Genomic DNA, 21,109 nt, shown 5'->3' on the forward strand with positions numbered 1-21,109 from the left:
GCCCTGTTCGTCCGCTGTCATCCCACGGCCACTTTGGTGTCCCCAGCCGATCGCGACGACGTGAATGAAGGGTAGCGGCCCGCGGCTTGCGGCCCGTCACCGACCCTCGGTGTCAGACCCACCCGCCCGATCGGTCGGGTCGCGCCCCTCGTCAAGCGCGTCCCAGATCGTCCGCTCCGACATTCCCGGCGTCTCCGGCTGCTCCAGCATCGCCCCGTCGGCCTCTTCGCGTTGCACAATCGACCGGCGCGTCGCCGGTGTCGCGTACTTTCGTGCGCTCGAGCGGGCGGATCGCGAGTCCGACGCGGATCGCATGAGCAGGACGGCCGCGATCAGCGTGCACGCCGCGGCCGCCACCGTGACGCCGGCGCCCCAGTACCGCCGTTCGCTTCCGACCAGCGTCATCACCGACACGTGGGCCAGCTCGGCGCCGCGGACCGCCACGTCGGGCAGCGCCCACAGGCTGATCCCGAGGTAGCCGACCGCCAGGCTGACCACCGCCAGCAGCCCCGCGAGTGCGCGCAGCAGCCACCCCCGCACGGCGATGGCGGCGACGGCCCCGGCCAGCAGCAGCAGCGCCAACGGCAACAGCGCCGTCGACCAGGCGCCGCCGGCCAAAGTCACCTGTTTGGGCGGCCCCAGCCCGTCGAACGAGCGGATGACGACCCACGGCAGCCGCGAGGCCACCCACAACGCCCCCGCGGCGACCACCAGGACGATCTGGGCGATCCGGATCAGCCAGCGGCCGGCCGGCCGACCGGTGTCCGCGCCGGCCTCACTCATCGCACCCCGGTTCGGTCAGCGTCTCGGCGGCGGCGATCGCGCTGAGCACCGCGCGGGCCTTGTTCGTCGCCTCGGTGTACTCGTAGGGGCCGTTGGAGTCCGCCACCACCCCGCCCCCGGATTGCACGTACGCGGTGCCGTCGCGCATCAGGGCGGTGCGGATGGCGATCGCGAAGTCGGCGTTGCCGGCGAAGTCCAGGTAGCCGACCACGCCGCCGTACAGGCCGCGGCGGGTCTTCTCCACCTCTTCGATCAGCTCCATGGCCCGTACCTTCGGGGCGCCGGACAGGGTGCCGGCCGGGAAGCAGGCCGTCACCGCATCCAGCGCGGTCCGGCCCTCGTCGAGCGTCCCGGTCACCGTCGACACCAGGTGCATGACGTGGCTGTAGCGCTCGATGTGGCTGTAGTCCTCCACGCGCACGGTGCCCGGAGCGCAGACCCGCCCCAGATCGTTGCGGCCCAGATCGACCAGCATCAGGTGCTCGGCGCGTTCCTTCTCGTCGGCCAACAGCTCCTTTTCCAGCAGGTGATCCTCCTCGTCGGTGTCGCCGCGCCATCTGGTTCCCGCGATCGGGTGGGTGGTCGCGACGCCTTCGCAGACGGTGACGAGCGCTTCCGGGCTGGAGCCGACGATCGAAAAGTCGGTTCCGCCAGCGTCATTCGGCACATGCAGCAGATACATGTAGGGGCTCGGATTGGTGACCCGCAACATCCGGTACACGTCGATCGGGTCCACCTGGGTGTCCATCTCGAACCGTTGCGAGGGCACCACCTGGAAAGCTTCGCCCGCGGCGATCTGTTCGACGAGGTAGTCGACGATCTTGCCGTACTCCTCGACGCTGCGCTGCGCGCGGTAGCGCGGCTCGGGCCGCTCGAACGTGCCGACCGTCGACGGCAACGGCTGACCCAGCGCCGCGGTCATCACGTTCAGGCGGGCGATCGCGTCGTCGTAGGCCTCGTCGAAGCCGTCCTGGGTTCCGTTCCAGTTCACGGCGTTGGCGATCAGCGTGATGGTCCCCTCGTGATGATCGACCGCCGCCACATCCGTGGCCAGCAGCAGCAACATGTCGGGGAGCTTGAGGTCGTCGACGGCCAGCTCGGGCAGCCGTTCCAGGCGCCGCACCATGTCGTAGGCGAAGAACCCGACCATGCCGCCCGACAGCGGGGGCAGCCCCTCGAGCGGGCCGGTGGCCAGCACCTCCAGGGTGGTGCGCAGGGCCTGCAGCGGGTCGCCCCCGGTCGGCGCGTCCCGTGGCACCACGCCCAGCCAGACGGCTTCACCGTCGCGCACGGTCAGCGCCGACGGCGATCCCGCGCCGATGAACGACCACCGCGACCAGGACCGGCCGTGCTCGGCGGACTCCAGCAGGAAGGTGCCCGGGCGGTCGGCGGCGAGTTTGCGGTAGGCCGACAGCGGAGTCTCGCTGTCGGCCAGCACCTTGCGGGTCACCGGGACCACACGGTGCTCGGCCGCCAGCTGGCGAAAAGCCTCTCGTGAGGTCGTCGCGGCAGGGTGGGCGTGCACCGATCCATCCTTCCAGACGCGTGGAAACCCGAGCGGGACAGCGTCCGGCGTAGCGTGTCCGCCATGAAACCTGGTGACACCGTCGCGGACTTCGAACTGCCCGATCAGACCGGGACGCCGCGCAAGCTCAGCGAACTGCTCTCCGGCGGGCCCGTTGTGCTGTTCTTCTACCCGGCCGCGATGACGCCCGGCTGCACCAAGGAAGCGTGCCACTTCCGCGACCTGGCCGCCGAGTTCGCCGCGGTCGGCGCTAACCGGGTGGGCATCAGCGCCGACGCCGTGCCCAAGCAGGCCAAGTTCGCCGACCTGCAGAAGTTCGACTACCCGCTGCTGTCGGACACCGACGGCGCCGTCGCCACCCAGTTCGGCGTCAAGCGCGGCCTGCTCGGCAAGCTGATGCCGGTCAAGCGCACGACGTTCGTCATCGACACCGACCGCACGGTGCTCGAGGTGATCTCCAGCGAATTCAACATGAACGGCCACGCCGACAAGGCGCTGGCGACGCTGCGGGGCCGCGCGTAGCGGTCAGGGGTTGATCGCCAAGAACACGTAGGCGGCCAGCAGCACCAGATGTACCTCGCCCTGCAGGCGGGTCGCCCGCCCGGGCACCACCGTCAGCATGCTGATCACGACCGTCAGGGCAAGCAACACCAGCTGGATGGCGCCGAGGCCGAGCACCAGCGGCCCCTTGAGCCAGATCGACGCCAGCGCGATCGTCGGGATGGTGAGCCCGATGCTGGCCATCGCCGAGCCGTACGCCAGGTTCAGGCTGATCTGGATGCGGCCCTTTCGCGCCGACCGAGCCGCCGCGAGCGTCTCGGGCAGCAGCACCAGCGCCGCGATGATCACGCCCACGAACGACTGCGGCAAGCCCGCCATCACCACCGCGTGTTCGACGGCCGGTGATTCCTCCTCGGCCAGGCCGACCACCGCCACCAGCGCGCAGAGCAGCAGCACCAGGCTGCTCAGCGCCTGCCGCCTGGTGGGTGGATCCGCGTGACTCTCGTCCTCGAACACGCGCTTTTGGCCCCTCTGCGCGATCGGCAGAAAGAAATCGCGGTGCCGCATGGTCTGGGTGAACACGAACAGCAGGTACACCAAGAGCGTGGCGATCGCGGCGAAGCCGAGCTGGCTGGGGGTGAACTCCCTGCCCGGGCGCCCAGTGGTGAAGGCGGGCAAAACCAGGCTCAACGTGGCCACCGTGGTGACCGAGGCCAGGGCGGCTCCAGCGCCTTCAGCGTTGAACAGGGTCACGCCATAGCGTCGGGAGCCGAGCAGCAGCGATAACCCGGCGATCCCGTTGGTGGTGATCATCAGCGCGGCGAATGCGGTGTCCCTGGCCAGCGTCGCGGCTTCGTTGCCGCCGGATGTCATCAGGGTGACGATGAGGGCCACCTCGATGATGGTGACCGCGGCCGCGAGTATCAGCGACCCGAAGGGCTCGCCGACCCGGTGGGCGACCACCTCCGCGTGGTGCACCGCGGCAACCACCGCACCGATGAGAAACAGCGCCGCCACCCCGACAAGAACCGGTCCCAGTTTCTCGCCCCAGATCACTGCCAGCACGATGACGGAAAGCACCGGCACAACGATGTTCCAGGACAGCCATTTCGACATTGACTGCCATTCTTGTCGATGTCATGGCCCCATGCGCGCGGAAGGTGACCCTAGACACGTCCGGACATGCTGGACGGCTCGGTGCCGGCTGGTCCGTCGGGTCAGCTCGGCGGGGGCAGCAGCTCGTCGGCGTCGAAGCAGCTGTGGTCACCGGTGTGACACGCCCCACCGACCTGGTCGACCGTCAGCAGCACGGTGTCGCCGTCGCAGTCCAGCCGCACCGAGTGGACGTACTGGGTGTGACCGGACGTCGCCCCCTTGATCCACTGCTGGCCGCGGGACCGCGAATAATAGGTCGCCTCACGGGTTTCCAGGGTGCGGGCCAGCGCCGCGTCGTCCATCCAGGCGACCATCAGCACGTCGCCGCTGCCGCGCTCCTGCACGACGGCGGCGAACAGGCCGTCGGCGTTGCGCTTCAGCCGGGCCGCGATCTTCGGGTCGAGCGTCATCGGGCCATCCTTACCGCGATTCCCGCCTTGGCCATCGCCGCCTTCACCTGCCCGATGGTCAGCTCCCGGAAGTGGAACACGCTGGCGGCCAACACCGCGTCGGCGCCGGCCGCGACCGCCGGCGCGAAGTGCTCGGCCGCCCCGGCGCCGCCGCTGGCGATCACCGGGACCGTGACCGCCGAACGCACCGCCTGCAGCATCTCCAGGTCGAACCCCGCTTTGGTGCCGTCGGCGTCCATCGAGTTCAGCAGGATCTCCCCCACCCCCAAATCGGCTCCGCGCGAAGCCCATTCGACCGCGTCGAGACCGGTGCCCCGGCGCCCGCCGTGGGTGGTGACCTCCCAGCCCGACGGCGTCGGCACGGCCCCCGGGGGCACCGTGCGGGCATCGACGGACAGCACGATGCACTGGGAACCGAACTGCCGTGCCATCTCGGCCAGCAGCTCGGGCCGGGCGATCGCGGCGGTGTTGATGGAGACCTTGTCGGCGCCCGCACGCAGCAGGACGTCGACGTCGGCCACGGTGCGCACGCCGCCGCCGACGGTCAGCGGGATGAAAACCTGCTCGGCCGTGCGGCGCACCACGTCGAGCATGGTCGCCCGTCCGGACGACGACGCCGTCACGTCGAGGAAGGTGAGCTCGTCGGCGCCTTCGGCGTCATAGGCGGACGCCAGCTCCACGGGATCGCCCGCGTCCCGGAGGTTTTCGAAGTTGACGCCCTTGACCACGCGGCCGCCGTCGACGTCCAGGCACGGGATCACCCGCACCGCCAGGCCCTTGGGACTCGGGGGCATCTCAGTAATCTTCCGGTCGGCCGGTGGCGCGCAGGATTTCCAGGATCTCGGCGTGGGCGTCGGGACCCGCCGCCAGCGCGGAATCCGACGAGGGGGTCCACGGCTGCCCGGCCAGGTCGGTGACGACACCGCCGGCGGCTCGCACCAGCGCGACCCCGGCGGCGTGATCCCACACGTGGCCGCCGAAACTTACTGCCGCGCCTAATATTCCGTCGGCGACGAACGCGAGGTCGAGTCCGGTGGAGCCGTGCATGCGCAATCGCGACGAGACCCGACTCAGGTTCTCCAGCAACGCGATCCGGTAGCGTCCCGGGAACCGGCCCCGCGCGTCCGCGCTGAACGACCCGGCGCCGACCAGGGCGTCGGCCAGGTCGATGGAGGTCAGCGGCGGCTGCGGCACCCCGTTCTTGCGCAACGGTCCGCCCGTTACCGCGGTGTAGCGCTGGTCGAAGAACGGCAGCCAGGTCAGCCCGGCCACCGGGTCGCCGTGGTGCAGCAGGCCCAACAAGACCCCGGCCATCGGCGATCCGGCCGCGTAGTTGAAGGTGCCGTCGACGGGGTCCAACACCCACACCCACGGGGAGTCGACGGCCGAACCGCCGAACTCCTCGCCGTGCACCCCGATCCCGGTGGCCTCGACGAGCGCGGCGACCACCTGACGCTCGATCGCGAGGTCGACGTCGGTGGCAAAGTCGTTGCCCTTCTTGCGGACCGCGGAATCGGCGCGGTGCCCGGACAGAAACGGCTCGGCCGCGTCGTCGAGGATCGCCGACGCCTGGGCCACCAACGTGTGCACGTCCATGCGGCGCTACTCCGCCACCGCGGCCAGCGCCTGCGGCAAGGTGAACCGCCCGGCGTAGAGGGCCTTGCCCACGATGGCGCCCTCGACACCGCGGCCGGTGAGGGTGGCGATCGCGCGCAGGTCGTCGAGGCTGGACACGCCGCCGGAGGCGATCACCGGGGCGTCGGTGCGCTCGGCGACCGACGCCAGCAGGTCCAGATTGGGGCCGCCCAGGGTGCCGTCCTTGGTCACGTCGGTGACCACGAACCGCGAACAGCCTTGCCCGTCAAGGCGTTCCAGCACTTCCCACAGGTCACCGCCGTCGGTCTCCCAGCCCCGCCCGCGCAACCGGTGCTCGCCGTCGACGATCTGCACGTCCAGGCCCACGGCCACCCGCTCGCCGTGCTCGCTGATCGCGCGGGCGCACCACTGCGGGTTTTCCAGCGCCGCCGTGCCCAGGTTGACCCGAGCGCAGCCGGTGGCCAGGGCGGCGGCCAGCGAGTCATCGTCGCGGATGCCGCCGGACAGCTCCACCCGCACGTCGAGCTTGCCGACCACCTCGGCCAGCAGTTCGCGGTTGGAACCGCGCCCGAACGCCGCGTCCAGATCCACCAGATGGATCCATTCGGCGCCGTCGCGCTGCCAGGTCAGCGCGGCGTCCAGCGCCGAGCCGTATTCGGTTTCACTGCCCGCCTTGCCCTGCACCAGACGCACGGCGCGGCCGTCTACCACGTCGACCGCGGGCAACAAGATCAACACATTTCCTCCTGTGTGCCGGGCACGCGACGGGTGACGTGCGTCCGCGGCGGTTGCTTGACACAAAGCGCCGGCGCGAGGTCCGTCACAATCCCCGGACCCAATTGCTCAACAAGGCCGCGCCGGCGTCCCCGCTCTTCTCCGGGTGGAATTGGGTGGCCGACAGCGGCCCGTCCTCGACCGCGGCCAGAAACGGGCCCTCGTGGGTGGCCCACGTCAGCACCGCATCCGGCGAACCTTCCCACTGCTGGGCGGCATAGGAGTGCACGAAGTAGAACCGGGTGTCGGCGTCGAGTCCCTTGAACAGCACTGTGCCGGGCCCGGATTCGACGACGTTCCAGCCCATGTGCGGGATGACGGGAGCTTGCAGTCGCGTGACGTATCCCGGCCACTGCCCGCAGCCCGCGGTCTCCACGCTGAATTCGACGCCGTGGGCGAACAGGATCTGCATCCCAACACAGACGCCCAGTACCGGGCGCCCGGCGGCCACCCGGTCGGCGATGATGCGGTCGCCGCCGATGCCGCGCAGTCCCGTCATGCAGGCCTCGTACGCACCGACGCCGGGCACCACCAGCCCGTCGGCGGCGGCCGCGGCGGCGGCGTCGGCGGTCACCTCGACCGACGCGCCGACCCGCTCGAGCGCGCGCTGAGCCGACCGCAGGTTGCCCGAGCCGTAGTCGAGGACGACGACTTTCTTGTGCGCCGTCACAGCACCCCTTTGGTGGACGGCACGTCCGAGACGCGGGGGTCGGACTCGACCGCCTGGCGCAGCGCGCGGGCAACCGCCTTGTACTGTGCCTCGGTGATGTGGTGCGGGTCGCGCCCGTACAGCACGCGCACGTGCAGCGCGATGCGCGCGTTCATGGCCAGCGATTCGAACACGTGCCGGTTGATGACGGTGTGATAGGGCACCGAGTTGCCGGCAATGGTGGTGTGCTGCAAGTGATCCGGTTCCCCGCTGTGCACGCAGTAGGGCCGGCCGGACACGTCGACCGCCGCGTGGGCCAGCGTCTCGTCCATCGGGATGAAGGCGTCACCGAACCGGCGGATGCCCCGTTTGTCACCCAGGGCCTTGGCGAGCGCCTGGCCGAGTGCGATCGCGGTGTCCTCGATGGTGTGGTGCCCCTCGATCTCGACGTCGCCCTTGGTGCGCACGGTCAGGTCGAAGCTGGCGTGACTGCCCAGGGCCGTCAGCATGTGGTCGTAGAACGGCACACCGGTGTCGATGTCGACCCGGCCGGTGCCGTCGAGGTCGAGTTCGACGACGATGTCGGATTCCTTGGTGCGGCGCTCGATGCGGGCGCGGCGGGTTTCGGTGCTCACGGGGCTCCTAACACATGGTCGCGACCCGCCGCACGCGGCTTGGCCGCGCTTGCGATCGCTCCTACTGAGGTGGCTGGGGCCAGTTCGGTGGCGGCGATCTGGGCGCTGGCTTGCAGGAAGGCGTCGTTCTCCTCGGCCAGCCCGGTGGTGGCGCGCAGGTAGCCGGGGATTCCGACGTCGCGGATCAGCACTCCGGCGTCCAGATAGCGTTGCCAGGTGGCCGGCGCGTCGGCGAATTCGCCGAACAGCACGAAGTTGGCGTCGCTGGGAATCACCCGAAAACCCATGCCGGTCAAGGCCGTCGAGACGCGTTCGCGTTCCGCGATCAGGGTCGCCACGCTGCCCAGCGTGTCGTCGGCGTGCCGCAGGGCGGCCCGCGCGGCGGCTTGGGTGAGCACCGACAGGTGATACGGCAACCGCACCAGCAGCATCGCGTCGATCACCGCCGGGGTGGCGATCAGGTAGCCCAGCCGGCCGCCGGCGAACGCGAACGCCTTGCTCATGGTGCGCGAGACGATGAGCTTGGTCGGATACTCCGCCACCAGCTCGACCGCGCTGGGTTGCGAGGAGAATTCGCCGTAGGCCTCGTCGACGATCAGGATGCCGGGCACCACGTCGAGCAGCCGCCGCAGGTCCGGCAGCGAAACGCTCTGTCCGGACGGGTTATTCGGGCTGGCGACGAACACCACGTCGGGCCGGCGGTCGGTGATCGCGGCCACGGCGGTATCCACATCCAGGCTGAAGTCGTCGGCGCGGGCGGCATGCAGCCATTCGGTGCGGGTGCCGTCAGAGATGATCGGGTGCATCGAGTAGGACGGGACGAACCCGATGGCACTGCGCCCGGGGCCGCCGAACGCCTGCAGCAGCTGCTGCAAAATCTCGTTGGAACCGTTTGCCGCCCAGAGGTTTTCCACACCTAGCGCGACACCGGTCTGGGCGCTCAGGTAGGCGGCCAGGTCGGTGCGCAGGGCCACCGCGTCGCGATCGGGATAGCGGTGCAGATCGGCGGCCGCCTGGCCCACCGAGCGCACCACGTCGTCGACGAGCGCCGTGCTGGGCGGATGCGGGTTCTCATTGGTGTTCAACCGCACCGGGACATCCAATTGCGGTGCGCCGTAGGGTGATTTGCCGCGCAGGTCCTCGCGCAGCGGCAGGTCGTCCAGTGTCGGTTGGCGCGTGGGCCGCTCGATGCTCATCGCTCGAACCTCCGCCGCACCGCTTCGCCGTGTGACGGCAGGTCTTCGGCCTCGGCCAGCGCGATCACGTGTCCGGATACGTCCTTCAGGGCCGCCTCGGTGTAGTCGACGACGTGGATGCCGCGCAGGAAGGTCTGCACGGACAGTCCGCTGGAATGCCGGGCGCTGCCGGCGGTCGGCAGCACGTGGTTGGATCCCGCGCAGTAGTCGCCGAGGCTCACCGGCGCATACGGGCCGACGAAAATGGCGCCGGCCGAACGGATTCGGCCCGCCACGGCCGCCGCGTCGACGGTCTGGATCTCCAGGTGTTCGGCGGCGTAGGCATTGACGACGGTGACCCCGGCGTCCAGGTCGTCGACCAGGATGATGGCCGACTGGCGGCCACCGAGTGCAGCCGTCACCCGGTCGCGGTGCACGGTCGTGCGCAGCTGGGCGGCCAACTCGGCCTCGGTGGCCGCTGCCAGCTCCGCGCTGGGGGTGACCAGCACGCTGCCCGCCATCTCGTCGTGCTCGGCCTGACTGATCAGGTCGGCCGCCACGTGCGCCGGGTCGGCGGTGTGGTCGGCCAGGATCGCGATCTCCGTCGGGCCGGCCTCGGCGTCGATGCCGACGCGCGACCGGCACAGCCGCTTGGCGGCGGTGACGTAGATGTTGCCGGGCCCGGTGATCATGTCGACGGGCGCCAACTCGGCGCCGTCGAGATCGGTGCCGCCGTAGGCCAGCAGCGCCACCGCCTGCGCGCCGCCCACGGCCCACACCTCGTCGACCTCCAGCAGCCGGGCCGCGGCGAGGATCGTCGGGTGCGGCAGACCGTCGAACTGGGCCTGCGGCGGGCTGGCCACCACCAGCGAGGCGACCCCGGCGGCTTGGGCCGGCACGACGTTCATCACCACGCTGGACGGGTAGACGGCGTTGCCCCCGGGCACGTAGAGACCCACCCGGTCGACGGGAACCCACCGCTCGGTGACCGTCGCGCCCGGGCCCAGGGTGGTCGTCACGTCGGTGCGGCGCTGGTCGGCGTGCACCGCGCGGGTGCGCTCGATCATCACCCGCAGGGCGTCGGCCACCCGCGGGTCCAGTTCGGTCAGGGCCTTCTCGAGGGCAGCGCCGGGCACACGGACGGCCGGGGGCCGGATCCCGTCGAAGGTGGCGCCGAATTCCAGGGCGGCCTCGGCGCCGCGCTCGGCGACGGCGGCCACGATGGGCCGGACCTTGGGCAGCACCGCCTCGACGTCGGCACCGCCGCGGGGCAGCGCCGACCGCAATCGCGCAGCCGTCAGCTCCGCGCCCCGCAGGTCGATACGGGCCATCGGCGACGGTTGGGTCGGGCTCACGCTGTCCATTGTCCCAGAGGAACTCAAGTCGATATTCGACCGGTACAGTGCCGGTATCGAGGCCATACCCCGCGCTGAAACGTAGCGCCGACCCAGGGAGCCGCCATGTCCGCCAAGGATCACCCCAACAACGCCCCGGGCGTCCCGATGGTGTTTCCGCCCTGGTTCGAGCGGTTTCAGATCAAGTACTTCAACCGGGCGGTCAAGCCGATCGCCCGCTTTCTGCCCGGGACGGCCACGATCAAGCATCGCGGCCGCACCTCCGGCAAGCCGTACGAGACCATCGTCACGCCCTACCGCAAGGGCAACGTGCTGGCGATCGCGCTGGGTCACGGCAAAACGAACTGGGTGAAGAACGTGCTGGCCGCGGGCGAGGCCGACGTGGAGTTCAGCCGCCACCGGACCGTGCACCTGACCAACCCGCGGATCCTGCCCGCCGGCTCGGACGGCGCCGGTCTGCCGGCGATGGCGCGCCTGCAGCTGCGCCGGATCGGCGTTTTCGTCGCCGACATCGCCTGAGGCGCCCCGCGCGGCCGACGGTCCGGCGTCGGGCGCCCACTCGACGCGCCCGGAAGCCCCACCTACATGTCGAGGCCGATGTCGAGCACCCGGACCGAATGGGTCAGGGCGCCGACGGCCAGATAGTCCACCCCGGTCGCGGCGTAGGCGGCCGCGTTGTCGAGGCTGAGCCCGCCCGACGATTCCAGCAGCACGGCGGGTGCGCGCGCGTCGCGGCGCTGCACGGCCATCTGTGTCTGCCACACCGGGAAATTGTCCAGCAGGATCAGCTCGGGCTTCTCGGGCAGCACCTCGTCCAACTGCTCGAGTGAATCCACTTCCACCTCGCAGGGTAGGTCCGGTGCCGCGTCGCGCACGGCCCGCAGCGCGTCGACCACCGATCCCGCGGCCACCACGTGGTTGTCCTTGATCAGGGCGGCGTCGCCGAGCCCGAGCCGGTGGTTGACGCCGCCGCCGACCCGGACCGCGTATTTCTGCAGCACGCGCAGGCCGGGCAGCGTCTTGCGGGTATCGCGCACCTGGGCCTTGGTGCCGTGCACGGCGGCCACCCAGTGTGCCGTCGTGGTGGCGATCCCGGACAGGTGGCAGATCAGGTTGAGCATGGTCCGCTCGGCGGTCAGCAGGCCGCGGGTCTCGGCTCGCAGCGTCAGCACCGACTCACCCGGCTGCAGGTGGGCGCCGTCCTCGACGCGATCGACCACCTCGTAGCCGCGGGCGCCGAGCACCTCGTCGAGCACCAGCAACGCGATGTCGATCCCGGCGATCACGCCCGGCTCGCGGGGCACCATCGACGCGGTCGCCACCGCCTCGGCGGGCACCGTCGCCAGGGTGGTGATGTCCGGCCCGTAGCGCAGATCCTCCACCAGGCCGCGCTTGATGGTTTCGCGCGCGGCGGTCAGTTCGCAGTCGGACATCGCGGTCATACGACCGCCGCCAATGCCTCCACCAGCACCGCGCTCTGGTCGTCGGCCAGGCGCAACACGTTGCTGCGTCCCAGCTCCGAGGCGGTCCGCGGGTACTCGGCGCGATGGTGGCAACCGCGACTCTCGGTGCGGGCCAGGGCGGCGGTCGTGACCGCGCGGGCGGCGACGGCCAGCGCGACGTCCTCGAAGTCGCGGCGGCCGGTCACGGGGCGGACCTTCGCCTGCGCCAGCACGGTCGACAGCCGGGTGAGGCCGGCGGCGTCGCGCACCACCGACGCGTCCCGGCTCATCGCGTGCTGCAGGTCGGCGCGCGCCGGCGCGGTGTGGACGAGCGGCTCGGGGGCGACCGCGTGCACCCGCCCGGTCGCCGCGGCGTGCGCGGCCGCGGCCCTGCCGGCCCGCCCGCCGACGACCAGCCCTTCCAGCAGGCTGTTGGACGCCAGCCGGTTGGCGCCGTGCAGTCCGGTGCGTGCCACCTCGCCGGCGGCGAACAATCCGGGCAGTTCGGTTTGGCCGTACACGTCGGTGACGATGCCGCCGCAGCTGTAATGCGCCCCGGGGACAACGGGAATGGGTTGACGCACCGGATCGATGCCGGCGGCCAGGCAGGCGGCCGTCACCGTCGGGAACCGGTTGGCGAAGTCACCGATGTGGCGCGCGTCGAGGAAGACGCAGGCATCGCCGGTGGCCTTCAGCCGGGTGTCGATGGCCGCGGCGACGACGTCGCGGGGCGCCAGATCGCCCATCGGGTGGACGCCGGCGGTCACCGAATTGCCTTGGGAGTCAATCAGTCTCGCGCCCTCGCCGCGAATGGCCTCGGTGATCAGCGGGCGCCGTCCGCTCGCGGCGTCGGGGGTGAACAGCATCGTGGGGTGGAACTGGATGAATTCGAGATCGCTGACCGCGACACCGGCCCACAGGGCCAGCGCGATGCCGTCGCCGGTGGAGCCCTCGGGGTTGGTGGTCGCGCCGTACAGGTGCCCGAGGCCCCCGGAGGCCAAGATCACCGAAGGCGCGCTGATGATTCCGTAGCCGTCCGGGTTGCCCGCCAGGACGCCGGTCACCGCGGCGCCGTCGTGCAGCACGCGCAGCGCGACATGGCCGGTGCGGATGTCCAGCGTGCGGGCCACATGGTCCAGCGCGCGCTGCACCTCGGCACCGGTGGCGTCGCCGCCGGCGTGCACGATGCGGCGCCGGGAGTGTCCGCCTTCGCGGGTCAGCGCCCATTTGCCCGGCGCGGACTCGTCGAATCGTGCTCCGTCGCCGACCAATTCGGCGACCGCCGCATATCCGTCGGCGACGATCGAGTACACCGACTGCGGGTCGCACAGGCCGGCGCCGGCGACCACAGTGTCGGCGACGTGGGCCTCCACCGAGTCGTCGTTGTCGGGCAGCACCACCGCGATGCCACCCTGCGCGTAATGGGTGGCGGTCGCCCCCCGCGCCTGGTCAGCCTTGCTCAGCACGACGACGCTGCGCCCGGCACGGTGTGCGGCCAGCGCGGCGGCCAATCCCGCGACGCCGGTGCCGATCACGACGACGTCGGCGCTGTGCGTCCACTGGGGACGGGCGATCATTCGCCACCGCCCGGCTGCCCGATTTCGATCATTCGCTGTACGCTGCGCCGGCCGGCGGCGGCGACGTCGGGGTCGACATCGACCTCGTCGGCCCCCTCGACCAGGCAGCGCAGCAGGGCCGCCGGGGTGATCATCTTCATGAATTTGCAGGAGGCGCGGTCGTTGACGGCGCGGAAGTCGACTTGCGGTGCCGCCCTGCGCAATTGGTAGAGCATACCGACCTCGGTGGCGACCAGCACCTTGCGTGCGTCGGTCTGGTTGGCGGCCTCCAGCATGCCGCCGGTGGACAAGATCTTCACCCGGTCCGGCGGGAAGGCGCCCTCGCCCGCGAGGTACAAGGCCGAGGTGGCGCAACCACATTCGGGGTGCACGAAGAGCTCGGCGTCGGGATTGGCGCGGGCCTGGTCATTGAGTTCGTCGCCGTTGATCCCGGCGTGCACGTGGCATTCGCCCGCCCACACGTGCAGGTTCTCGCGGCCCGTCATGCGACGGACATGGGCGCCGAGGAACTGGTCCGGGCAGAACAGCACCTCGCGGTCGGGGTCGATCGACTCGACGACCTCGACCGCGTTGGACGAGGTGCAGCAGATGTCGGTGAGCGCCTTGACCGCCGCCGTGGTGTTGACGTAGGAGACGACGACCGCGCCGGGGTGTTCGTCCTTCCAGGCGCGCAGTTCGTCGGCGGTGATGGAATCGGCCAGCGAGCAGCCGGCGCGCTGGTCCGGGATGAGCACGGTCTTGTCCGGGCTCAGGATCTTGGCCGTCTCGGCCATGAAGTGCACCCCGCAGAACACGATGGTGTCCTCGGGCGCCTCGGCGGCGATCCGCGACAACGCCAGCGAGTCGCCCACGTGGTCGGCGACGTCCTGGATCTCGGGCAACTGATAGTTGTGCGCCAGCACGGTGGCGCCGCGCAGCTTCGCCAGGCGGCGAACCTCGGCGGCCCATTGCTCATCCCCGGCCACGCCGGCGTAGCCGGTGGGCGAGTTGGTGATGTCGGCGATCATGCTTTCGGCGAGCGTGTCCATGCGATTGATAACCGTCATGGCGGCTCCTTTCAGCCCAGGAGGTTTTCGACTTATAATCGAAAACATGGCCCATGGTAGCACCGCCCACGAAGTGCTCGCGGTCGTGTTCCAGGTTCGCGAAGCGAGCGAACAGGTTACGAAGGGACGCCCCCCGGCGAAACCGCAGCTGAACGTGCTGTTATGGCAGCGCGCCCGGGATCCACAACAGGGCAAGTGGTCGCTGCCGGGCGGTCGGCTGCGCAACGACGAGGACATGATCACCTCGGTGCGGCGCCAGCTCGCCGAGAAGGTCGACCTCAAAGAGCTGGCGCACCTGGAACAACTCGCGGTGTTCTCCGACCCGCAGCGGGTGCCCGGCGCCCGAGTGATCGCGTCCACCTTCTTGGGCCTGGTGCCCTCCCCCGCCAGCCCCGAACTACCGCCGGACACCCGCTGGCACCCGGTGAACTGCCTGCCGCCGATGGCCTTCGACCACGGCCAGATGGTGGACAACGCCCGCACCAGGCTGAACGCCAAACTGTCCTACACCAACATCGGATTCGCTTTGGCTCCAAGGGAATTCGCGCTTTCCACGCTGCGGGACATCTACGGCGCCGCGTTGGGCTATCAGGTCGACGCGACGAACCTGCAGCGGGTGCTGGCCCGGCGCGGCGTCATCACGGCGACCGGCACCATCGCGCAATCCGGCCGCAGCGGCGGACGCCCGGCCGCGCTGTACCGGTTCACCGACGCGGCGCTGCGGGTCACCGACGAGTTCGCCGCACTCAGGCCGCCCGGGTCGCCAGGCTAGGCTTGGGCGAAAGGCGGGCGACGCGGGGGTGAATCGCGTCTGACCTGGCTAGTGTGACGAGAAGTCGCTCACAGTGCGGCGATTGCGTTTTGGTTACCTGCCGTTCGTACGCAAGAATGCCGGGTGGCCACGAAGGGAGCCTCAATGGCTGAGCTCGGCAACCTGGCAGGCACGCAGGGTGCGGAATGGATCGCCCGCCCGCCACACGAGGAACTGCAGCACAAGGTTCGTCCACTGCTGCCCTCGGACGACCCGTTCTACCAGCCGCCACTGGGCTTTCAGCACGCCGAACCCGGGACGGTGCTGCGCTCGCGCGACGTCGAGCTGGCGTTCCTCGGCTTGATCCCGCAGCCGATCAAGGCCGTCCAGCTGCTGTACCGCACGATGGACATGAACGGCGAGCCGGAGGCCACCGCCACGACGGTGATCGTCCCCGCCGAGCTGGCCCCGGGGCGTCCCTGCCCGGTGCTGTCCTACCAGTGCGCGATCGACGCCGTCTCGTCCCGCTGTTTCCCGTCCTACGCACTGCGGCGCCGGGCGAAGGCGCTGGGCGCGATCGGCCAGTTCGAGCTTTTCCTGATCGCCGCCGCCGTCGCCGAGGGATGGGCCGTCTCCGTGCCCGACCACGAGGGCCTGCGCGGCCTGTGGGGCGCACCGTATGAACCCGGCTACCGCGTCCTGGACGGCATCCGGGCCGCGCTGAGTTCGGAGCGCCTCGGTCTGTCCGCCGAGGCGCCCATCGGGCTGTGGGGGTACTCCGGCGGCGGACTGGCCAGCGCCTGGGCCGCCGAGATGTGCGCCGAGTACGCGCCCGAACTGGACATCGTCGGGGCGGTGCTGGGCTCCCCCGTCGGGGACCTGGGCAACACCTTCCGCCGACTCAACGGCAGCTTCCTGTCGGGGCTGCCCGCGCTCGTGGTGGCCGCGCTCGCGCACATCTACCCCGATCTGGACCGGGTGATCCGCGAGCACACCAACGAGGAGGGGCGCGCGCTGCTGGACTCGCTGGAGAAGATGACGACGGTGGAAGCCGTCGTGCGGATGGCCGGCAAGGACATGGGCGACTACCTCGACGAGCCGCTCGAGCAGATCCTGTCCACCCCGGAGATCACGCACGTCTTCGACCACATCAAGCTGGGCGCCGCCGTTCCGACGCCACCGGTGCTGATCGTGCAGGCCGTGCACGACTACCTGATCGACGTCCACGACATCGACGTGCTGGCCGACGCGTATTCGGCCGGCGGCGCGCGGGTCACCTACCACCGCGACGCCTTCAACGAGCACATGATGCTGCATCCGCTGTCGGCGCCGATGGCGCTGCGCTGGCTGACGGATCGCTTCGGAGGCCGCCCGCTGACCGATCACCTGGTCCGGACCACGTGGCCGACGATGTTCAACCCGATGACCTACGTCGGCATGGCCCGGCTGATGAAGATCGCGGCCAAGGTCGTCACGGGCCGCAAGATCGGCCGCCGTCCGCTATGACACGGGCGCTTCGGCGCCTCCCCCTCGCGCCGGCACCGCACCGGCGGGCCCCGGCTGCGGGGGAAACGCACCCAGGTCGTCGCGCGCGTCGGCGGCCACCCGCACGGCGTAGACCAGGGCCGCGATTCCGGCCGGCCACAGCAGGCTGACCGCGATCTGCAGCGGACCGTCGGAGAAGAACACCGGCGGCGCCTGCGTGACGTAGGCGACCGACGGGGTTTTCGAGAGCGGTACCGCATCGAAGTCCAGCGCGCCGTAGCTCAGCCGCACCAGGCCGGCCCCCACCGCCGAGGCCGCCGCGGCGGCCCCCACCATGCCGGCCGACAGCGCGATGACCATTCCCGGTCCGCGGTGCTCGCGCCACTGCCACACCCAGACCGAGCCCACCACGGCCAGCGCGGTCAGCAGCCCCAGCATCAGGGCGGGGGCGACGAAGAAGTGCTCGGACTCGTTGCCCAGATAGTCGTGCACCCGCTCGCCCGAGCGGGTGAGGGCCACCACGGCGCGAATCGGCGGGGCGATCAAGGCCCACAGCCCGCCGATCGCCAGACCGGTCGCCGCCGACGCAAGCGCCACCACCAGGAGCGCGCGCCTGCGGCTCGACGCGGTGATGGGCGCGGAAAGTTCGGCGGCGTCCGCCTTGGTCTGCTCGGTCACCGTTGCGTCTCCAGGTCGGCGGAATCGACCTCGCCGTGCCGCGAACAGCGGGCCCGCCAGCCGTCGGGGCGCACCTGCACCACCATCCGGCGCCCGCATGCCGCGCAGAAGCGGGGAGGCTCAAGGCCCAGCTGGGCCGCTGTCGGCACGGCGGTGCCCCCTAATTCCCCGGTGTAGACGTTGTAGACGCCGGCACTGACTGCCGCTCCCAGGGCGCCCAGATCGCCAACCACAATCTTCAACCTAGCCGCGGCCGCCGGCCTACAAGCTGGCGTTGAGCCCCTTGAGGGGCATCTGCAGGTCGTCGAGCAGTTCCAGGTCGGATTCGGCGGGGCGACCCAGCGTGGTCAGGTAGTTCCCGACGATGACGGCGTTGATGCCGCCCAGGATGCCCTGCTTGGCGCCCAGGTCGCCCAGGGTGATCTCGCGGCCACCGGCGAACCGCAGCATGGTGCGCGGCAGCGCCAGGCGGAAGGCGGCCACCGACTTCAGCGCCTCGCTCGCCGGCATCACCTCCAGGTCGCCGAACGGGGTGCCCGGCCGCGGGTTGAGGAAGTTCAGCGGCACCTCGTCGGGACCCAGTTCGGCCAGTTCGGCGGCGAATTCCGCGCGCTGCTCGAGGGTCTCGCCCATGCCGAGGATGCCGCCGCAGCAGACCTCCATGCCGGCGTCGCGGACCATCGACAGCGTCTGCCAACGCTCCTCCCAGCTGTGGGTGGTCACGACGTTGGTGAAGTACGAGCGGGCGGTCTCGAGGTTGTGGTTGTAGCGGTGCACGCCCATTTCGGCGAGCTGTTCGACCTGCTCGGCCGTCAGCATCCCCAGCGAGCAGGCGATGTTGATCTCGACCTCGTTGCGGATCGCTTCGATGCCGGCCGCGACCTGGGCCAGCAGCCGCTCGTCGGGGCCGCGCACCGCGGCCACGATGCAGAATTCGGTGGCGCCGGACTTGGCGGTCTGCTTGGCGGCCTCGACCAGGCTGGGGATGTCCAGCCGGGCGCTGCGGACCGGCGACGCGAACAGGCCCGACTGCGAGCAGAAGTGACAGTCCTCCGGGCAGCCGCCGGTCTTGAGGCTGATGATGCCCTCGACCTCGACCTCGGGGCCGCACCAGCGCATCCGCACCTCGTGGGCCAGCGCCAGCAGTTCGTCGAGGCGGTCGTCGGACAGCTGCAGCACCCGCAGCACCTGGTCCCGGCGCAGTCCCTGGCCGTCCTCGAGCACCTGCTGCCGGGCCACCGCCAAGATGTCCTCGTCGTTGCCCGTATCGGCCGTCGGTCGAGTTGCCGCTTGAGTCACCAGGTACTCCCCTGCCTCTTTCTGGTGTCCGCGCGTGGGGACACATCTGCCACGTGGTGGTGGCAGCGGTGAATGAAAAGGTGTTCAAAGTAGGGTAACGGCCGAAGGGCCCGCCCAACCTATGGGTATACGACCATGGTGACTCCGCACGTCGAAATCCTGGCGCACCACTACTTGCTGCTGGCGGCGCCGGCGTTTCTGCCTGCGGTGATCGTCGTCGGGGTGATCCTGTACATCGCACTGCGTGACCGGCGCGAGGGCCGCAACACCACGGGGTCCGAGCCCGAGTCCTCCCATGCCGACACGCCGGACAGAACGCGTGATTGACGAGCCAGGGATCGGGGCATTAAACAATCAATCACGAACCTACTTGACAGTAATAAGCGGTTGACTTCAGTCGGATTCTCCGGGGCAGCCCGGCGCGGTTGGGAGGCACGACGATGCGGTCGAATGAACTGACGATTGTTGCTGAGGCACCGGCACGCGGCGCCGGGCTCAATCAGGTGATCGGGTTATCCATCGCCGCGGCGGTAATCACGCTGCTGTTGCTGTGGGTGGGCCACGCCCACCGCACCCATCGCATCGAATGGCTGACCCGGGTCGCCGACAAGGTGGGCGACAAATTCCACCGCCCCGGTTGGGTCGCCCTGCCGGTCCTGGTGTTCACCACGTCGATCATCTGCGCGCTGTTCGGGTTCATCTGGGACGTCAGCTGGCATATCGGCAACGGCCGCGACCCGGGCCCACTGGCAAACCCGGCGCACTACTTCATCATCATCGGATTGTTCGGCATCTTCCTGGGCGGCATGACGGCGGTCGTGCTGCCGTTCGACCAGCCCGGCCCGGCCGCGGTGCGGATCACGCGGAACTGGCACGCGCCGGTGGGCGGCGTGCTGATGGCCGGCTGCGGGCTGTACGCGATGATCGGGTTCCCGCTCGACGACATCTGGCACCGCATCTTCGGCCAGGATGTAACCCTCTGGGGCCCAACACATTTGATGATGATCGGCGGGGCCTGTTTTTCGCTGTTCGCGGTGCTGATGCTGGAGCGCGAGGGTGAGACCGACGAAGGCGAGGACGTCTACCACGGCGCCTTCATCACCTTCCTGCGCTACCTGTCCTTCGGCGGCTTGTTCATCGGCTTGTCGGTCTATCAGATCGAGTTCGACTTCGGCGTCCCGCAATTCCGGCTGGTGTTCCAACCGATGCTGATCGCCGGCGCGGCCGCGCTGGCGGCGGTCGCCGCCCGCATCACCATGGGCCGGGGAGCGGCCGTCATCGCGGCCGTCTTCGCGATCGCCCTGCGCGGCGGCGTCGCCCTGCTGGTCGGGCCGATACTCGGCGCCCCGATCAACTGGTTCCCGCTCTACCTCGGCCCCGCGCTGGCCGTCGAGTTGATCGCGCTGACGCCGGTGTTCAGGCGCCCCGTCGTCTTCGGCGCGGTCGCCGGGCTGGGAGTGGGCACGATCGGGCTCTGGCTGGAGTCGCTGTGGATCGCGGCGGTCTACCACTACCCCTGGCCGATCAGCATGTGGGGCGAGGCCCTGGCGATGGCCGTGCCGGTTGCGGTCCTGATGGGTATGTGTGGCGCCATGTTCGGCATGGTGCTCACCGGACAGCGCCTCCCCGGGCGCGCCATCGGGATCTCGGTGGTGGTGGCCACGGTCCTGGTGATCGGCGGCGCGGTGGCCAACGGCCTGCACATCCTGGTGCCGAGCAAGAACAACGCCACCATCACGTTGACCGACCTGCCCAGCGCCCCGGGGCAGCGCATGGTGTCGGCCGACGTCCAACTCCTGCCCGCCGACATGGTCAGCGACAATCCGGACTGGCTGACGATCCTGTCCTGGCAGGGCCGCATGAATAACGACCGCGGCCTGATCATCGACCGGCTCGCCAAGGTCGGGCCGGGGCACTACCGCTCCACCCAGCCGGTTCCGGTGTGGGGCGACTGGAAGACCCTGCTGCGGGTCCAGGACGGCCGCACGATGACGGCCGTGCCGATTTGGGAACCGGCGGACGCCGCCATCCCGGCCCCAGAGGTCCCCGCGCTGACGTCGAGCACGCGGCCGTTCGTCCTGGAAGTCACCATCCTGCAGCGTGAACGCGACCAAAGCGCACCCGCCTGGTTGTTCACCGCTGGTGGGATCGTGGTGCTGTTCCTGACGCTCATGGTGATCGCCGGCTTGACCTGGGGCGCCGGCCGGCTCAACAACTCCCTGGCCGAGCCGGAACCGGTGGAAGACAAGCAGCCGATCCCGCGGGCGGCATGA

Annotated in this window: 23 protein-coding genes; 6 read left to right on the forward strand and 17 right to left on the reverse strand. The window is 70.1% G+C overall.

The features are described 5' to 3' along the window. Positions 1-96: 96 nt before the first annotated feature. Positions 97-783 carry a TIGR02234 family membrane protein gene (locus A5624_RS07720; RefSeq protein WP_066864085.1) on the reverse strand — a complete coding sequence of 229 codons (687 nt, stop codon included), beginning with the start codon at positions 781-783 and terminating at the stop codon, positions 97-99. Beyond that, positions 776-2,308 carry an anthranilate synthase component I gene (locus tag A5624_RS07725; RefSeq protein ID WP_066864088.1) on the reverse strand — a complete coding sequence of 511 codons (1,533 nt, stop codon included), beginning with the start codon at positions 2,306-2,308 and terminating at the stop codon, positions 776-778. Before A5624_RS07725 ends, A5624_RS07720 begins: the two co-directional genes overlap by 8 nt. A 63-nt stretch (positions 2,309-2,371) precedes the next feature. Here A5624_RS07725 and A5624_RS07730 point away from each other — a divergent pair, with 63 nt between their 5' ends. Beyond that, positions 2,372-2,830: a peroxiredoxin gene (locus A5624_RS07730; protein WP_066864091.1), complete on the forward strand. Its 459-nt coding sequence runs from the start codon at positions 2,372-2,374 to the stop codon at positions 2,828-2,830. Between the two features lie 3 nt (positions 2,831-2,833). Here the strand turns inward: A5624_RS07730 and A5624_RS07735 are convergent, their stop codons facing one another. The 9 genes from A5624_RS07735 to hisD form a co-directional block, all read right to left on the reverse strand. Then, positions 2,834-3,925 (reverse strand): calcium:proton antiporter, encoded by a 1,092-nt coding sequence (locus A5624_RS07735; RefSeq protein WP_066864094.1) that lies wholly within the window; start codon positions 3,923-3,925, stop codon positions 2,834-2,836. Between the two features lie 101 nt (positions 3,926-4,026). Next, positions 4,027-4,374: a phosphoribosyl-AMP cyclohydrolase gene (hisI, locus tag A5624_RS07740; protein ID WP_066864097.1), complete on the reverse strand. Its 348-nt coding sequence runs from the start codon at positions 4,372-4,374 to the stop codon at positions 4,027-4,029. Then, positions 4,371-5,168: an imidazole glycerol phosphate synthase subunit HisF gene (gene hisF / locus A5624_RS07745; RefSeq protein WP_066864100.1), complete on the reverse strand. Its 798-nt coding sequence runs from the start codon at positions 5,166-5,168 to the stop codon at positions 4,371-4,373. The genes hisI and hisF overlap by 4 nt, the downstream gene beginning before the upstream one ends. A 1-nt stretch (position 5,169) precedes the next feature. Then, positions 5,170-5,970, reverse strand: a complete 801-nt coding sequence (locus A5624_RS07750) for an inositol monophosphatase (RefSeq protein WP_066864103.1) — start codon at positions 5,968-5,970, stop codon at positions 5,170-5,172. Positions 5,971-5,976: 6 nt separating this feature from the next. After that, positions 5,977-6,708 carry a bifunctional 1-(5-phosphoribosyl)-5-((5-phosphoribosylamino)methylideneamino)imidazole-4-carboxamide isomerase/phosphoribosylanthranilate isomerase PriA gene (gene priA / locus A5624_RS07755; RefSeq protein WP_066864104.1) on the reverse strand — a complete coding sequence of 244 codons (732 nt, stop codon included), beginning with the start codon at positions 6,706-6,708 and terminating at the stop codon, positions 5,977-5,979. 82 nt (positions 6,709-6,790) lie between these two features. Beyond that, positions 6,791-7,414: an imidazole glycerol phosphate synthase subunit HisH gene (gene hisH / locus A5624_RS07760; protein WP_066864106.1), complete on the reverse strand. Its 624-nt coding sequence runs from the start codon at positions 7,412-7,414 to the stop codon at positions 6,791-6,793. After that, positions 7,411-8,028 (reverse strand): imidazoleglycerol-phosphate dehydratase HisB, encoded by a 618-nt coding sequence (hisB, locus tag A5624_RS07765; RefSeq protein ID WP_066864107.1) that lies wholly within the window; start codon positions 8,026-8,028, stop codon positions 7,411-7,413. The genes hisH and hisB overlap by 4 nt, the downstream gene beginning before the upstream one ends. Beyond that, positions 8,025-9,224, reverse strand: coding sequence for a histidinol-phosphate transaminase (locus A5624_RS07770; RefSeq protein WP_066864111.1), 1,200 nt, complete (start codon positions 9,222-9,224; stop codon positions 8,025-8,027). Before A5624_RS07770 ends, hisB begins: the two co-directional genes overlap by 4 nt. Further along, the gene (hisD, locus tag A5624_RS07775) at positions 9,221-10,567 is read right to left on the reverse strand and encodes a histidinol dehydrogenase (protein ID WP_066864114.1); all 1,347 of its coding nucleotides are present in this window, start codon (positions 10,565-10,567) and stop codon (positions 9,221-9,223) included. The genes A5624_RS07770 and hisD overlap by 4 nt, the downstream gene beginning before the upstream one ends. Positions 10,568-10,663: 96 nt before the next feature. Here hisD and A5624_RS07780 point away from each other — a divergent pair, with 96 nt between their 5' ends. Continuing rightward, a complete protein-coding gene (locus A5624_RS07780) occupies positions 10,664-11,077 on the forward strand; it encodes a nitroreductase family deazaflavin-dependent oxidoreductase (RefSeq protein ID WP_066864118.1) in 414 nt (137 codons plus the stop codon). A gap of 62 nt (positions 11,078-11,139) precedes the next feature. On the opposite strand, the gene nadC is transcribed toward A5624_RS07780, so the two are convergent. From nadC to nadA, 3 genes are read right to left on the reverse strand one after another with little or no spacing between them, the layout of a single operon-like run. Next, positions 11,140-12,000, reverse strand: a complete 861-nt coding sequence (gene nadC / locus A5624_RS07785) for a carboxylating nicotinate-nucleotide diphosphorylase (protein ID WP_066864123.1) — start codon at positions 11,998-12,000, stop codon at positions 11,140-11,142. Beyond that, on the reverse strand, positions 11,997-13,577 hold the full coding sequence (locus A5624_RS07790; protein ID WP_066864126.1) for an L-aspartate oxidase: 1,581 nt from the start codon (positions 13,575-13,577) through the stop codon (positions 11,997-11,999). The genes nadC and A5624_RS07790 overlap by 4 nt, the downstream gene beginning before the upstream one ends. After that, entirely contained in the window at positions 13,574-14,623 is a 1,050-nt protein-coding gene (gene nadA / locus A5624_RS07795; protein ID WP_066864129.1) for a quinolinate synthase NadA, read from the reverse strand. Before nadA ends, A5624_RS07790 begins: the two co-directional genes overlap by 4 nt. 46 nt (positions 14,624-14,669) lie before the next feature. Here nadA and A5624_RS07800 point away from each other — a divergent pair, with 46 nt between their 5' ends. Together A5624_RS07800 and A5624_RS07805 are read left to right on the forward strand one after the other, a co-directional pair. Next, a complete protein-coding gene (locus A5624_RS07800; protein WP_066864132.1) occupies positions 14,670-15,395 on the forward strand; it encodes an NUDIX domain-containing protein in 726 nt (241 codons plus the stop codon). 144 nt (positions 15,396-15,539) lie between these two features. Next, complete coding sequence (locus tag A5624_RS07805; protein ID WP_066864135.1) at positions 15,540-16,880, forward strand: lipase family protein; 1,341 nt, start codon at positions 15,540-15,542, stop codon at positions 16,878-16,880. Here the strand turns inward: A5624_RS07805 and A5624_RS07810 are convergent. Genes A5624_RS07810 through bioB form a run of 3 tightly spaced genes read right to left on the reverse strand, consistent with a single transcriptional unit; the run spans position 16,875 to position 18,836 of the window. Then, positions 16,875-17,537 (reverse strand): DUF2567 domain-containing protein, encoded by a 663-nt coding sequence (locus A5624_RS07810; protein ID WP_066864138.1) that lies wholly within the window; start codon positions 17,535-17,537, stop codon positions 16,875-16,877. The genes A5624_RS07805 and A5624_RS07810 overlap by 6 nt on opposite strands. Then, positions 17,534-17,770 carry a hypothetical protein gene (locus A5624_RS07815; protein WP_066864141.1) on the reverse strand — a complete coding sequence of 79 codons (237 nt, stop codon included), beginning with the start codon at positions 17,768-17,770 and terminating at the stop codon, positions 17,534-17,536. Before A5624_RS07815 ends, A5624_RS07810 begins: the two co-directional genes overlap by 4 nt. 28 nt (positions 17,771-17,798) lie before the next feature. Beyond that, complete coding sequence (bioB, locus tag A5624_RS07820) at positions 17,799-18,836, reverse strand: biotin synthase BioB (RefSeq protein ID WP_066864144.1); 1,038 nt, start codon at positions 18,834-18,836, stop codon at positions 17,799-17,801. A gap of 135 nt (positions 18,837-18,971) precedes the next feature. On the opposite strand from bioB, the gene A5624_RS07825 reads away from it, so the two are divergent. Next, positions 18,972-19,163, forward strand: a complete 192-nt coding sequence (locus A5624_RS07825) for a hypothetical protein (protein ID WP_066864147.1) — start codon at positions 18,972-18,974, stop codon at positions 19,161-19,163. A 113-nt stretch (positions 19,164-19,276) separates the two neighbouring features. Continuing rightward, entirely contained in the window at positions 19,277-21,109 is a 1,833-nt protein-coding gene (locus A5624_RS07830; RefSeq protein WP_066864220.1) for a hypothetical protein, read from the forward strand.

This window comes from Mycobacterium sp. 1482292.6, assembly GCF_001672995.1.
In the GTDB taxonomy this organism is placed as follows: domain Bacteria; phylum Actinomycetota; class Actinomycetes; order Mycobacteriales; family Mycobacteriaceae; genus Mycobacterium; species Mycobacterium europaeum_A.

Coding starts and splice junctions, on each gene's coding strand:
- A5624_RS07720 (WP_066864085.1), bottom strand. CDS start 783: ATGAGTGAGGCCGGCGCGGACACCGGTCGGCCGGCCGGCCGCTGGCTG.
- A5624_RS07730 (WP_066864091.1), top strand. CDS start 2,372: ATGAAACCTGGTGACACCGTCGCGGACTTCGAACTGCCCGATCAGACC.
- A5624_RS07735 (WP_066864094.1), bottom strand. CDS start 3,925: ATGTCGAAATGGCTGTCCTGGAACATCGTTGTGCCGGTGCTTTCCGTC.
- hisI (WP_066864097.1), bottom strand. CDS start 4,374: ATGACGCTCGACCCGAAGATCGCGGCCCGGCTGAAGCGCAACGCCGAC.
- hisF (WP_066864100.1), bottom strand. CDS start 5,168: ATGCCCCCGAGTCCCAAGGGCCTGGCGGTGCGGGTGATCCCGTGCCTG.
- A5624_RS07750 (WP_066864103.1), bottom strand. CDS start 5,970: ATGGACGTGCACACGTTGGTGGCCCAGGCGTCGGCGATCCTCGACGAC.
- A5624_RS07770 (WP_066864111.1), bottom strand. CDS start 9,224: ATGAGCATCGAGCGGCCCACGCGCCAACCGACACTGGACGACCTGCCG.
- hisD (WP_066864114.1), bottom strand. CDS start 10,567: ATGGACAGCGTGAGCCCGACCCAACCGTCGCCGATGGCCCGTATCGAC.
- A5624_RS07780 (WP_066864118.1), top strand. CDS start 10,664: ATGTCCGCCAAGGATCACCCCAACAACGCCCCGGGCGTCCCGATGGTG.
- nadC (WP_066864123.1), bottom strand. CDS start 12,000: ATGACCGCGATGTCCGACTGCGAACTGACCGCCGCGCGCGAAACCATC.
- A5624_RS07790 (WP_066864126.1), bottom strand. CDS start 13,577: ATGATCGCCCGTCCCCAGTGGACGCACAGCGCCGACGTCGTCGTGATC.
- nadA (WP_066864129.1), bottom strand. CDS start 14,623: ATGACGGTTATCAATCGCATGGACACGCTCGCCGAAAGCATGATCGCC.
- A5624_RS07800 (WP_066864132.1), top strand. CDS start 14,670: ATGGCCCATGGTAGCACCGCCCACGAAGTGCTCGCGGTCGTGTTCCAG.
- A5624_RS07805 (WP_066864135.1), top strand. CDS start 15,540: ATGGCTGAGCTCGGCAACCTGGCAGGCACGCAGGGTGCGGAATGGATC.
- A5624_RS07825 (WP_066864147.1), top strand. CDS start 18,972: ATGGTGACTCCGCACGTCGAAATCCTGGCGCACCACTACTTGCTGCTG.
- A5624_RS07830 (WP_066864220.1), top strand. CDS start 19,277: ATGCGGTCGAATGAACTGACGATTGTTGCTGAGGCACCGGCACGCGGC.